The following is a 13,296-nucleotide window of genomic DNA, read 5'->3' on the forward strand; positions in this document are numbered from 1 at the left end:
GGGACCATGGCCCTGCCGACTCGTACGGAACGTGGACGAGAGGACGCCGATGGACCACGCGACGCTGTGCCGGGAAGGCGGCCGGGCGGTGATCCGCTTCGAGCGGCTGCTCCCGCGGCGGTCCCCCGAGGAGCTGTGGCGGGCGCTGACGGACCACGAGGAGCTGGCGGCCTGGTTCCCGAGCCGGATCGACACCACGGGCCCGGAGCCGTGGGCCGCCGGTGCCCCGCTGACGTTCGGTTTCCCCGGTACCGGGGGCCCGACCCTGACGGGCGAGGTCCGCCAGGCCGACCGGCCCCGGATGCTGACCTACACCTGGGGCGACGAGACGCTGCGCTTTGAGCTGTCACCGCAGCCGGACGGCGGCACCCGCCTCGTGTTCACGTACCGGTGCTCCCCCGGCACGGCGGCCCGCAACGCGGCCGGCTGGCAGGTCAGCCTGGCGAAGCTGACCGACGGCCCGGCGCGGGTCCCGGAGTGGCGGCCCCTGTTCGACGGTTACGTATCGGCGTTCGAGCCGGTCCTCGGCCCGCAGGAAGGACCGCCCGCCGGCGTGGGGCAGGAGCGGTGACCGGCCCGGTGACCGGCGTCGCGGGCGAGCGGCCCCGGTCCGGCGGCGGGCCCGCGCCCGGCGGCCGGGTCCGCGTGCGGGAGTTCGCCGCCGGGGACGTCACCCCGCTCCTCGCGGCGTGGGCGCGCAGCGTCCCGTACGACCCCGTCAGCCGGGAACGCTTCCGGCGGCACGTCCTGCTCGACCCGAACTTCGACCCGGCGGGTCTGCACGTCGCCGTGCGGGACGGCGACGTCGTCGGCGCCGCGTACGGTGTGCGCCGGAAGGTCCCGGTGGCCGGGAGCGACCTGGAGCCGGAGCAGGGCTGGGTCCCGTTCTTCTTCACCGACCCGGCCGTCCGCCGCGCCGGGTTCGGGCGCCGGCTGCTCACCGGCGTCCTCGACTGGCTCGCCGGACACGGCCGCACCCGCGTCGACTTCGCCTCGTACACCCCGCACTACTTCCTCCCCGGCCTGGACCCGGACGCCTACCCGGAGGCCGCCCGGCTGCTGGCGGAGCTCGGTTTCCGTCCCCGGCTCGAAGCCGTCGCGATGGACCGCTGCCTGGTCGGCTACCGGATGCCCGACGCCGTACGGGAGCGGGCCCGCGCGCTGGCCGCCGAGGGGTACCGCCTCGGCACACCGGACGACGACGACCTGGTGGGACTGCTGCGGCTGGCCGAGGAGGAGTTCGGCCCGGACTGGCCGCAGACCATCCGCCACGCACTGGACACCGGTGCTCCCCTGGACCGCATCGTGACGGCCCACGACCCGTCGGGCCGGGCCGTGGGGTGGGCGATGCACGGTGCGTACGAGGGGCTGGCCGAGCGGTTCGGCCCGTTCGGCGTACGGGCCGGCCGGCGTGGCACCGGCCTGGGCAAAGTGCTGCTGCATCTGACGCTGGAGCGGATGCGGGCGGCGGGCGCGCACGGGGCGTGGTTCCTGTGGACCGGCGAGCGGAGTCCGGCCGGGCGGCTCTACAGTTCGGCGGGGTTCGCCACGACCCGCAGGTTCCAGGTCCTGCGGCGGGAGGTACGGCCATGAACCGGCGCCGGGTCCTGGCGGGGCTGGCGGGCGCGGCGGTGGGCGCGGCGGGCTGCGGCGCCCCCGGCCGGGACGGGAGCGGCCGGCCGGGCGATCCGGTCGTCCTCACCCTGCTGTCGCACTACGCCACGGAGCCGCTGAAGTCGGCGCTGCAACAGGCGGTCGACGAGTGGAACGCGGGGCACGACCGGGTGCACGTCCGGACGACGGCGGTCCGCTTCCAGGACCTGCTGACCACACTGATGGTGCGGCAGGCCGCGGGACAGGGCGCGGACATCATCCACCCGTACAGCCTGTGGGCCGGGCAGCTGGCGCAGGCCGGTGTGGTGCGGCCGGCGCCGCCCGAGGACGCTGCCCGGATCGCGCGCGGTTTCGCCCGTCCCGCGGTGCGGGCGGCCTCGGTGCGCGGCCGGGTCATCGGCTATCCCACCGAGGTGCAGTCCTACGCGCTCTACTACAACAAGCGGCTGCTGCGCGCGGCCGGGCTGGCCGGGCCGCCGCGCACCTGGCGGGAACTGGAGGACGCCGCGTACCGGACCGCGCGGCGCGACCGGTACGGCAACACCCTCGTGCAGGGCTTCGGGCTGTCGCGGACCGACGACGCCACGGTGGTGAACCAGACCCTGGCGCTGCTGGCTTCGTGCGGCGGATCGTCCCTTCAGACGGACGGCACCCGCAGCGCCCTCGACTCCCCCGCCGGACGCGCCGTCTTCGCCCTGGAGCGGCGGCTGATCGACCGCGGCGCGAGCGATCCCGGCATCGACCTGATGAAGGCTTTCCCCGCGGGCCGGGTGGCGATGGCGGTCAGCGGCGCTTGGTGGACCGGCAGCCTGCGGCAGACGATGGGCCGGGACTACCGCGAGGTGGCGGTGGCGCCGGTGCCCGGCCCCGCGCCCGGCAACCGGGGCACGGTCACCACCGGTTTCCTGCTGGGCGTCAACGCGAAGAGCAGACACCCACGGGAGGCGTGGGAGTTCCTGCGCTGGCTGAACGACGCGGTGGTGCCGGCCGGCCCAGGGGCGGGCCGGGCCGCAGCGGTACGGGCCACCCGGATGAGCGTCCTGCAGATGTCGGTCGGCACCTTGACCGGCCGGACCGGCGACATGCGGGCGCTGCTGGCCGCCGGCGGCGACCCGAACCTCGGCCCGTTCGTCGACGCGCTGGACTACGCCACGCCGGAGCCGAACGGACCGCGCGCGCAGAAGGTGAAGGCCCTGCTGCGCAAGAACATCGAGGAGATGTGGACCGGCCACCGGTCGCCGGACGCGGCCATACGGAACGCCGTACACCAGATCGACCAGGAACTGTCCCGCTGACCGCGGGTTGTGCGCCACGGGCCGTCGTCCGCCGGCCCGCCCCTCCCGAAAGGCTGGTGCTCCATGGCGACCACGGTCGACAGCGCGGACGGCGACGGCGGTGAGGGCTTCGGCAGCGGTAACCTCGCGGGAGGCGGACGGGTCGTACGGACAGCCGCGGACCGCGCCCGCACCTCCGCGCTGCGGCGCCGCCACCGCCGCCGGCAGACCGTCATCGGCTACCTCTTCCTCGCTCCCAGCCTCGCCTTCTTCGCGGTCTTCCTGCTGCTGCCGCTGCTGTTCGCGGTGCTGCTGTCGCTGTCCCGCTGGGCGGGCTTCGACCTCGCCGACATACGGCCGGCGGGCACGGACAACTTCGCCGCCCTCTTCGCCCGCGGCTCGTCCTTCCTGACACCGGTCCTGACCAACACGCTGCTGTACGCGCTGGGCACCGTGGTCCTGGCGCTGACCGGCGCCGTGCTGGTCGCCCACTGCATCACCAACCTGCGCTTCCAGGGCTTCTGGCGCACGCTGTACTTCCTGCCGATCGTCACGACGGTGGTCGCGGTCGGCAACGTGTGGAAGTACATGTACGAGCCGGGCGGCCTGGTCAACGGCGTGCTCAACGCGCTCGGCCTGCGCTCCGTGGCCTTCCTCCAGGACCCGGCGACGGCGCTCCCGTCGGTCGTGGTGGTCCAGGCGTGGGCGTCCCTCGGGTCCGCGATCCTCATCCTCACGGCGGGGCTGAAGGCGATCCCGCACACCTACTACGAGGCGGCGGAGCTGGACGGCGCCGGGCAGTTCACCGTCTTCGCGCGCATCACGCTGCCGCTGCTGCGGCCGTCCCTGCTGTTCGTGTGCGTGACCCAGTTCATCACCGGCCTCCAGTCGTTCGCGCTGATCATCGTCATGACCGGCGACGGCGGCCCGGGGGACGCGACGGATGTGGCGGCCCTGGAGATGTACCAGCGGGCGTTCAAGTACGGGGACTGGGGCTCGGCGAGCGCGGCGGCGCTGGTGCTGTTCGTGCTGATCCTGGTGATCACACTGGTGCAGTTGTGGCTGTTCCGGCGGAAGGGAGCGGACGCATGAGGCGGCGCAGGCGTTTCCCGTGGCTGTCGTACCTGCTGGTGGGGGCCGGGGCGGTGGTGACGGTGGTGCCGTTCCTGGACATGCTGCTGACCTCGTTCAAGGGGCCGGGCGAGTACGGCAGGCTCCCCTACCGCTTCCTCCCGGAAGCCTTCGACCTGTCCAACTACCGGGAGGCGTTCGTCCGGCTGAACCTGCCGCTGCTGTTCCGCAACAGCGTCGTGGCCACCGCGGTGATCACCGGTTCGGTGCTGCTGACGTCCTCGCTGGCCGGCTACGCCCTGGCCAAGCTGCGCTTCCCGGGCCGCGACCTGATCTTCCGGCTGGTGCTCGCGACGATGATGTTCCCGCCGTTCGTCTTCTTCATCCCGCACTTCCTGATCCTGGTGCACTGGCCGCTGGCGGGCGGCAACGGCCTGCTCGGCAGCGGCGGGGCCGGCCTGACGGTCAGCCTCGCCGCCCTGGTCATGCCGTTCCTGGTGTCCGGCTTCGGGATCTTCCTGATGCGGCAGTTCATCGTCTCGGTACCGGACGAGATGCTGGAGGCGGCGCGGATCGACGGCGCCGGGGAGTTCACGGTGTGGTGGCGCATCGTCGTACCGCAGACGCGGCCGGTGGCGGTGACGCTGGCGCTGCTCACGTTCGTCGGCGCCTGGAACGAGTACATCTGGGCCCTGCTGGTCTCCACCGCGAACCCCCGGCTGCTGACGCTCCCCGTAGGCATCCAGACCTTGCAGAGCTACCTCGACCCGAACCGTATGGTGCCCGTCATGATGGCCGGGCTCATGCTGAGCGTGCTGCCGGTCCTGCTGCTGTTCCTGCTGCTCCAGAAGCACTACATCCGGGGCGTCATGCTCAGCGGTCTCAAGTAGGAGCCCTTCTTCGGGACGTCGGCGAGGCCGAGCCCGAGGGGGTCCGGTGCCCCGCCGACACGAGCGGTCTCGGCGCTCAAGCCTGGACCGCCGGCTTCAGCACCTCCTCACACCAGGCGCGGAAGGTGGTCGGGCTCGCCGTCCGGGGAGTGCGCGGCACCCCGTCGTCGAGGCCGCCGTCCTTGGCACGCATCATGTCGACGTAGCCGTCGGTGAGCGCGTCCCCCAGCCCCTGTCCGATGAGGGAGGCGCGGAAGGCGTCGAGCGACTGCCGCTCGTACCGGACGGGGCGGCCGAGCACGTCCGACATGATGCGCGCCATGTCGTCCGCCGAAAGGCCCTCGGGGCCCAGCACCGGGGCCTCGCCCGTCCCCGTCCACGAGCGGTCGAGCAGCAGGCCCGCGGCGGCCGCGGCGATGTCCCGGGTGGCGGCCGCCGGTGCCGTGCGGTCGGCGGCGACGGTGCCGGTGAACATGCCGTCGTCGCGGAGGGAAGACACCTGCCACAGCAGGTTGTCCATGAACGTCGGGCTCGCGAGCGCCCGGTAGGCCACGCCGGTACGCGCGATGAGGTCGTCCATGGCCAACGACGCCGTCACGTGGCCGGCGCGGGCGGCGACGGGGGTGCCGCGGCCGAGCGCCGAAACGCCGACGACGTGCCCCACCGCGTGGACCGTGAACGCCTTCGCGGCGGCGCGGGTGAAGCCGGAGTAGACGGCTTCCAGGCTCGGTGCCCGCGGGTCCGGCGGGACCAGCCAGAAGACGGCGTCCACGCCGGCGAAGGCTCGGTCGACGACCTCGGGGTCGCCGTGCGAGCCGGTGACGACGTCGACGCGGGCGCGGACCGCGTCGGGGAGCTTCCCGGGGTCGCGCACGATGACGCGCAGCTCTTCACCGTGCGTGGGGGCCTCGTCGAGCAGGATGTCCAGGAGCCGGCTGCCGATCTGGCCGGTCGGGGCGGTGATGAGGATCATGCTTCGAGTCTCGGGGCGGCCTGTCCGCGGCGTCCAATACTCTTCCCGGCCGATTGATACCGCACGGACATCAATCGTGAGCGGGGGGTGGCGTGCACCCTGCTCGTGACGGACCACCCGCAGCGCGGAATCGACCGCTGCCGGAAAGCGGCTCTCCGCAGAGGGCGGTCCGGGGCGCTCAGGCGGCCGTGCCGCCCCGCTGTTCCGCGAAGGTGATCCGCGGCCTGACCTCCGGTACGGCGACCCCCGGCAGCAGGTACCGCCACAGGGTGACCACGCGCTGGTGCAGGTCGGCCCGGCCGCTGGAGATCTGCGACAGGAGCTGCGTACCGGAGTAGGAGCTGACCAGCACCCAGGCCAGGTCGTCCACGTCCACGTCCGGCAGCAGCTCGCCCCGGCCCCGCGCGGCCCGCAGCTGCCCGGCGAACTCCTGCACCCAGTACTGGTACGGCGCGTCGTCCTGGACGCCGAATTCGCCCTGCTCGATCGCCAGCCGGACGCCGGCCCGCAGCGCCGGGTTGGTCTGCAGCTCCCCGGCGAGGTACAGCGTGATGTCCACCAGCCGCTGCAGGCCGTCCTCACCGGGCGGCAGCTCCAGCCCGTTGCCCTGCTCGACCATCACGGCGTGCGCCAGCGCCTCCTTGGAGGGGAAGTGGAAGTACATCCCGCCCTGGGTGACCCCCGCCCGCTTCATGATCTTGCTGACGCTCGCGCCACTGAACCCGAACTCGTCGAACACTTCGGAAGCCGCCCGGAGAATAGCCTCCCGCGTCTTGACCGCCCGCTCCTGCACTGACCGCACCATTTCCCTCGGCAAACACGTGAATGGTACGAAGAAATCGCCTGTCCTGCCGCATCGGTACCGGCACAGACCGTGATGTGGGCCACGATCGAGGACTCCGGCGGGGCAGGCGTGACCGGCCCGGCTTCCCGTTCGCGTGCTGCGCCGGATCGACCGCGCCCGGTGACGGTGAGCAAGGCCACGGTTCCGGCGGCGGTGGTCCGACTGCGCAGGACGGGCAGATGGCCGCCCCGGCCACCGAAGCGCCCGCATGGTTTCCGGTGGCCGCGGCGCCCGCGCAGTCCACGGTGGCCGAGGCGCTTGCACAGATTTCAGTTACCGAGGCGTCCGCACAAATGATCCAGAACGAAGGCGCCAGCCCCCTCCTGAGTCTTCCGTTCCGCCTCCAGTTGCTTCAGCAGCCTGTCGAGCAGGCCGGGGTCCTGCGGGTCCTGGAGGAATTCCAGCACGGCCCGCTGGAACGCGTTCCGCAACGTCGACGGCATGGCGTCGGAGGCGTCGAAGCAGACCTTGTCCGCGGCGCGGAAGAGTCTCTGCACCGCCGCGGTGCTCGCCGAGAGCGGCCCGTCACCGGTGCTGCCGTCGGAGAAGAACGGGCGCTCCTCCGGGAGCGCCAGACTGGCCCATTCCGCGCGGGCCTGGCGCGAGGTCAGCTCGGTCAGCAGTTCCCAGGCCGCGTCGCCGGGCCGGAAGACGGCCGCCATGTCGCCGGAGACCTCGAAGGCGCGGCGGTCGGCCGGCAGGCCGGGGACGAACTGGTGGGTGGGTGCGGGCAGCACGTCGTCGGCGTAGTGCCGGCGGATGAAGGAGCCCTGGTGTTCCCGGGTGCACCTGCCGGTGTTCAGCAGGCCGTACCGGCCGCCGCCCAGGTTCTCGAACTCGGTGGATATCGCGGTTTCGGCGGCCTTCGGGCCCTCCTTCGCGAGCAGGTCCCGCCACGTCTGCCAGGCCCGTTTCACCTCCGGGCTGGTCCACGACAGCTCACCGAGGGCCCAGTGCCCGTACACGTCCGGGCCCTCTTTCTGGAGCAGCAGGTCCTCGATCCAGTCCGTGCCCGGCCAGCCGGACGTCGCACCGGACGCCATGCCCAGGCACCAGCGGGGCTTCCCGGCCGCCCGGCGGTCGCCCGGGCGGCTCCAGACGATGCTCTTGAGGTCCACCCGCACCGGCACCCCGTAGGAGCTCTGCCGGGCCTCGCCCTTCTGGTTCTCGAGCGTGATCCGCTGCGCCCACGGCCCCAGCGCCGAGGCCGCCACGTCCTCCCGCAGCGGCTCGGCGGCACCCTGACGCGCGTATTCGGACAGTTCGCCCAGACCGTTGAGGATCGCCACGTCGGGCGGTGACTCCGTGCGCAGCTGGGTCGCCAGGGTCTCGCGCAGCGAGCGGGTGCCCTGGTACACGTACGTATGGCCGGTCCGCTCGCCGATCTTCTTCAGCGTCTCCACGAACGGCCGCTCCTCGCCGCCGGTCCACGGGCCCAGGACCACCACCGTCCGTTCCTTCCCGGGCGAGCAGCCCGCCGCCGGCAGGGCTGCTGTGACCAGCAGGCAGCAGGCCAGGGCGGGACGGAGCATCCGGCGGCGCCTCATGCCGACCTCCAGTCGATCTTCCAGTGTTCGCGGCCGTACTGGCGCAGCGTGAAGCCGCACCCCACGGCGCCCGCCGCGCCGACGACCAGGGCCAGCACCGACGCCAGCACCCAGGCGCCCGGGTGGGTCCCGCGCAGCCGTCCGGCGAGGTCGCTGTCCACCTTCTCGATCGCGGCGGCCGGCCCGTCCGGCCCGTCGGTCCCCGCCGCTCCGGCAGAGGACGGGGACGGCACGGATATCCGCCCGAGCCGGACGGCGGAGCGCTCCACGTCCTGCTGGGCCCGGTGCTGCACGGTGACGCCGGTCCACAGCACCGCGAACACCAGCAGGACGGGCAGCGCGTACGGGGCCAGCAGGGAGCCGCGGACCCGCAGGCTGGCCCGTACGAAGTCGAGCAGGCCGACGAAGACGAACGCGAGGACCAGGGCGGCCAGCAGCGCCCCCGAGGCCGTGACGCCGAACACGGTGCGCCAGCCCGACAGGGCGGCCACAGAGGCGCGCAGCTGCGTCTCCAGGGTGGCGATGCGGTCCAGTACGGCGGTGGGGCCGCTGCGCAGCAGGGTCGTCGCGTAGTCCATGCCGGCCCTGAGCAGCGGCCGGCTGTCGTGGTGGCTGTTGGCCCAGTTGATCCAGTCGTCGTAGGCGACCACCAGGCCGGAGACCACGCGGGCCTCCTGCTCCTGCGCCTTGCTCAGCGCGCCGCTCTGCACGGCGTTGTTGAGGCTCTGGGCCGCCGCGGTCACCAGGGACGGGTAGCGTTCGCCGAGCCCCACGAGGTCCGTTTGCGGCAGGGGCCTGCCGCCACGGGTGCCGAGGCGCCGCTCGGCCTCGGCCTGCGCGAGGGTCAACGACACCCGGGCGTGGGCCAGTTCGACCAGGGCGGGGGCGTAGCGGTCGCGCAGCTCTTCCGTGCGGCCGTGGACGTCGAAGTACGCCGTGCCGGCCAGGGCGAGGACGGTGAACGTGATGGCGGGCAGCAACAGCATCCGGCTGAAGAGGAATCTCCCGGTGTGCTTGCGCCCGCGCGCCGGGTCCCGGCCCGACGACCAGTACCAGAGCGCGCGGACCGGCCGTCCGCGCGGGGTGCTGCCCCCGGAGGGCGCGGCGGGTCCCCCATCGCCGGGGCGGGCGCTGCCGTCGCCGTTCATCATGCCCCCTCACTCGCGGCGTCCTCGTATCGGGGCAGGGCCTCCCTGGGCTGTCCGTGCCGGAACCAGCGGAGGAACCAGCCGGGGCGCTGGTCGCGGTGGCGGCGCCAGCCGCCGATGGGACGGGTCCGGTAGGCGTTGTCGAGCAGGGCCTCGGCCAGGGCGCGGTCCCGGGCGCGGGCGACGGGTGGCAGTTGTTCGAAGAGCCGCAGGTAGCAGGCGGACAGCTCTTCGCGCAGCGCGCGCTCCGTGCTCGGTACGGTGATCTTCTCGGCCTGGTTCTCGGCTTCCGCGCAGAGCGCGCCGAGCGGGCCGGGCTCCGCCGCGGGGGCGGTCGTGACGAGCAGGAGCAGCAGTTCCAGGAGGTCGGCGCGGAGCCGGTCCTGGGCATGCCGGTCGGTCAGGCCCTCCCGGAGCGTCAGCCGGTGCAGCGCCGGCCAGGCCAGCCGGGCGGCGGACACGGTGGGCGGGCTGCCGTCGGCGGGCGGGTCCGCGAGGATGCGGACCATGGCCGTACGGGCGGCGGTGCGGTGCCGCGAGTCGGCCGGTACGGCTTCGAGACAGTCCAGGGCGAGCCGCGGCTTGGTGTCGGCGAGGTGGATGCGGGCCAGGCCGAAAGCGGCGCTGCCGAGGGCGTGGTTGCGGTGCCAGACCGCGCTGTACAGGGCGACGGCCTCCTTGGGATTCTTCAGCACCTCGTGGCAGTAGCCGAGGGCCAGCTTCGGCGCGTACTCCCCCGGGATCGCTTCGTAGACCCGGTCGAAGCACTCCAGGGCCGCCGCCACCCGGTTGTCGAAGAGGTGCAGCAGTCCCTGGTGCCAGTACAGCCGCCAGTCGTACTCGGCGAGTTCGTCGACGGCGGTCCGGGCACGGGCCAGCTCCGCCTCGGCGGCGGCCCGTTCCGCGGCGGCCTCCTGCGGGTGGTCGCGGGCGATCTCCAGGTGCAGCCGGCAGTGCAGCAGCGCCTTCTCCGGGGACTCCTTCCACGCGTCGCTGAGTTGAAGCAGGCCGACCGGGTCGTCGTAGGAAGTGCGGTGCAGCTCCGTCCAGTTGCCGTCGGCGATGTCCGGCTTCGGCACCGGTAAGCCGAGGGCGACCTCGGCCGGAGTGGGCGGCCGGGCGGTCAGCGGACGCTTGACGTTGCTGCCGTCCCGCCACTGGCCGAGCGGCGGCGCCTTGCCCAGCTCGCCGTCGAGGGCCGCGGGCGCCGGGGCGAAGAGCGAGGAGGGTTCGAAGGCCGCCTCCTCGCCGAGGCGCAGCGAGCGCAGCTCCCGCAGCACGCCGCGCAGTTGTACGGACATCTCCCGCGCGTCGGCGAAGCGCGCCTCCGGGAGCGGGGCCGTGGCCCGTTCCAGTACGCGTTCCAGCGATCGCGTACCGAGCCCGGGGGGTGCTTCGGGGACCCGGGCGACCAGTTCCGTGAGCACGACGCCGACGGCGTACAGGTCGGCGGCGACGGTCATGGCGGTGGAGCCGTGCAGTTCGGGCGCCGGGTACGTCACGGGGCCCGAGGTCCCGGCCGGGCGTACGCCGGCGACGTCGATCAGCTTGATGCCGGCGCCGCAGTGGATCACGTTCGTGAGCGAGAGGTCGCCGTAGACGAGCCCGCGCTCCTCGTGGAGGTAGGTGAGCGCGTCCAGGATGAGCAGCCCGTAGACCGCGATGAACTCGTGCACCCGGTGGTCGTGGAAGGGCTCGGCGCGCATGGCGATCCGGTCGGCGATCCAGCGCAGGGGCGCGCCGTCGGCGAACTCCATCACGATGAAGCTGAGGTTGCTGTCCGAAGGCCCCGGCTGCCGGGCGTAGTTGAACACCTTGATGATCGACGGGTGGTTGAGGCTGACCAGCCGCAGGCGCTCCTGCACCGCTTCCTGGACCGCCCGTGGATCGTCCGGATCGCGCACCCCCTTCAGGGCCACCGGCCGGCCGGCGAGCATCCGGTCCCGGGCGACGTACACCTGCCCGTAACTGCCCTGCCCGAGACGGCCGACGACCCGGTACTGCTGGTGCAGCTCCTGGCCGCGGACCAGGCCGGGCCGCCGGGCGGCGAGGGGCACCGGTCCGGGGCCGGCCGAGGGGTCCGCCGCGGCGGACGGTGCCGGGTCCGGCTCCGGTTCGACGAGGGAGTCCGGATTGCCGACGGTGACGTGCGGCAGGTCGGTCAGGCCGTCGCCCGGCGGGAGGACGACATAGCCGCGCGGGGCGCGCGGCAGGTCGAGGCGCTGCACGGCGTCCTCGACGGCGATGCCGATCCGGAACAGGTGGTACGCGGCGCTCGCGCTGTTGTGCAGGACGCCGCCTTGGCGCAGGGCCGCCAGCCGGGCGGCGAGCCGGCGGGACATCGGCTCCTCCCCGTCGGCGCCCTCCGGGCCGGGCCGGCCGCTGTGCAGCCGGCGGTGCTGTGCCTCCAGGCCGGCCAGGACGGTCAGCCGCGCGGCGACGGCCGCTTCGTGGCGGCTGGCCCACCGCTCGTCGAGGAGTTCCCCGACGACGCGGGCGAGCAGCGGGGCGTGCTGGTCCCGGAAGACCAGCAGGAGCCGGCTGTGGCCCGGGGCGAGCAGCGCGTGCAGCAGCGCCAGGACCGGTTCGTCGGCCGACTGGAGCCGGTCGACGGAGAGGAAGGCGGCGGACAGCGGCGGGGCCTGCCCGGCGATCCGCCGCGTCATCGCGGCGAGGTCGCCGGCCGGCGCCCCGTCGGCGGTCAGGCCGGCCCGGACCGCGATGCGGTGGACCAGCTGATCGGGCGACCAGCCCGTCGCGTCCAGGGCGATGTCGATCGAGCCGGCCCGTGGCTCGGTGACCCCGCCGCGCCGCAGCGGCCACGGATTGCGCTCGCGGTCGGCCAGGATGAGCGCCGAGTGCAGGGCGGACCGTGCCTCGCGGTCGTCGTCGGCGACGAAGGCCAGCTCTATGCGCTCCGGCGGGCCGTCCGCGCGGTGGCGCCCCTGGCCGGTGCCGCTGCGGGCGCCGTCGGGCCGCCCGGACACTCCCCGCCCCGCAGCCGCGTCGCTGCCGCCCGTACCCGTGGGCCGTCCCGCGCTGGCCCCTTTGGCGGTGCCCGTGGCCCGGCCCGCGGCCGGTCCGGTGTCACCGAGCCAGCGGGCGAGCCAGCATCGCAGCCCGAGTGCCCGGTCGGCGCCGGCCGCGCCGGGGGTGAGCCGGATGGAGCCCGAGACGGCGCGTGCGCCGGTGGCCCGCAGCCGCAGCCTGTCGTCGGCCAGGTGCCCCAGGATCGTCTCGGTCGGGATCATGTAGGCGTGGCTGGACGGGACGGGGAACCGCTCGGTGCCGTGCTGGTGGACGAGGATGCCGATGACCCCGCCCGTACGGCTGTGCACCACACCGCTGCCGCTGAAGCCGTGCCGGACCACGTAGGGCGCCGACTCCGGGTCGAGCTGCACCCACTCCGGGTCGTGGCCGGGGCCGCCGCGGCCCATGAGCCGGGCGATGATGTGCTCGCCGCCGGGCAGGTCCTGCGGATACCCGACGGTGTGCACCCGTTCGTCGCGCGCCGGGACCTGCCGGTGCAGCACGGCGGGCTCCACCTTCGGCTCCTCGGCCAGCTGCAGCAGCGCGATGTCGGCGCTGAACCGGGAGGTCGGCGGCCGGAGGTAGCGGGTGAGCACCTCGGCCGCCAGGGGACGCGGCACCAGGGCCGGGGCCCCGGGGAACTCCGCGTACACGTTGTCCAGGGGCAGCGGCGGGTCGGTGGGCCGGCCGCCGGCCGCCACCGGCCGGCGTCTGGCCAGGACGACGTGCGCGCAGGTGAGCACCAGACCGCCGGACAGCAGCACGCCCGCACCGAGCGGCGTGGCATCCCGGCGCTCCCCCTGGAACAACCGGACCCGCCAGCATCCGTCGGCCGAGTAGTAGTGGGAAGTTCCCCCGAGCTCCCTCATACTCCTGCACGATAGCCGCGGGGAGTGACAACCGTC

At 73.7% G+C, this 13,296-nt stretch carries 10 protein-coding genes; 5 read left to right on the top strand and 5 right to left on the bottom strand.

What is annotated here, in order from left to right; genetic code table 11:
- Positions 1–49: 49 nt before the first annotated feature.
- The 5 genes from ACH4FX_RS29320 (at position 50) to ACH4FX_RS29340 (ending at position 4,849) form a co-directional block, all read left to right on the top strand.
- Complete coding sequence (locus ACH4FX_RS29320) at positions 50–571, top strand: SRPBCC domain-containing protein (protein ID WP_398483940.1); 522 nt, start codon at positions 50–52, stop codon at positions 569–571.
- Positions 568–1,593 (top strand): GNAT family N-acetyltransferase, encoded by a 1,026-nt coding sequence (locus ACH4FX_RS29325; RefSeq protein ID WP_398483942.1) that lies wholly within the window; start codon positions 568–570, stop codon positions 1,591–1,593. The genes ACH4FX_RS29320 and ACH4FX_RS29325 overlap by 4 nt, the downstream gene beginning before the upstream one ends.
- On the top strand, positions 1,590–2,909 hold the full coding sequence (locus tag ACH4FX_RS29330; RefSeq protein ID WP_398483944.1) for an extracellular solute-binding protein: 1,320 nt from the start codon (positions 1,590–1,592) through the stop codon (positions 2,907–2,909). Before ACH4FX_RS29325 ends, ACH4FX_RS29330 begins: the two co-directional genes overlap by 4 nt.
- 63 nt (positions 2,910–2,972) lie before the next feature.
- Entirely contained in the window at positions 2,973–3,980 is a 1,008-nt protein-coding gene (locus tag ACH4FX_RS29335) for a carbohydrate ABC transporter permease (protein ID WP_398483946.1), read from the top strand.
- A complete protein-coding gene (locus tag ACH4FX_RS29340; RefSeq protein WP_398483948.1) occupies positions 3,977–4,849 on the top strand; it encodes a carbohydrate ABC transporter permease in 873 nt (290 codons plus the stop codon). Before ACH4FX_RS29335 ends, ACH4FX_RS29340 begins: the two co-directional genes overlap by 4 nt.
- 76 nt (positions 4,850–4,925) lie before the next feature.
- Here ACH4FX_RS29340 and ACH4FX_RS29345 read toward each other — a convergent pair whose 3' ends face one another.
- From ACH4FX_RS29345 to ACH4FX_RS29365, 5 genes are all read right to left on the bottom strand, one after another.
- The gene (locus tag ACH4FX_RS29345; RefSeq protein ID WP_398483950.1) at positions 4,926–5,822 is read right to left on the bottom strand and encodes an NAD(P)H-binding protein; all 897 of its coding nucleotides are present in this window, start codon (positions 5,820–5,822) and stop codon (positions 4,926–4,928) included.
- Between the two features lie 178 nt (positions 5,823–6,000).
- Complete coding sequence (locus ACH4FX_RS29350) at positions 6,001–6,627, bottom strand: ScbR family autoregulator-binding transcription factor (RefSeq protein ID WP_398483952.1); 627 nt, start codon at positions 6,625–6,627, stop codon at positions 6,001–6,003.
- Positions 6,628–6,935: 308 nt separating this feature from the next.
- On the bottom strand, positions 6,936–8,213 hold the full coding sequence (locus ACH4FX_RS29355) for an ABC transporter substrate-binding protein (RefSeq protein WP_398483954.1): 1,278 nt from the start codon (positions 8,211–8,213) through the stop codon (positions 6,936–6,938).
- Positions 8,210–9,364, bottom strand: coding sequence for a hypothetical protein (locus ACH4FX_RS29360; RefSeq protein WP_398483956.1), 1,155 nt, complete (start codon positions 9,362–9,364; stop codon positions 8,210–8,212). The genes ACH4FX_RS29355 and ACH4FX_RS29360 overlap by 4 nt, the downstream gene beginning before the upstream one ends.
- On the bottom strand, positions 9,361–13,260 hold the full coding sequence (locus ACH4FX_RS29365) for a tetratricopeptide repeat protein (RefSeq protein ID WP_398483958.1): 3,900 nt from the start codon (positions 13,258–13,260) through the stop codon (positions 9,361–9,363). The genes ACH4FX_RS29360 and ACH4FX_RS29365 overlap by 4 nt, the downstream gene beginning before the upstream one ends.
- Positions 13,261–13,296 lie beyond the last annotated feature (36 nt).

Source organism: Streptomyces sp. NPDC018019 (assembly GCF_044327805.1).
Classification (GTDB): Bacteria; Actinomycetota; Actinomycetes; order Streptomycetales; family Streptomycetaceae; genus Streptomyces.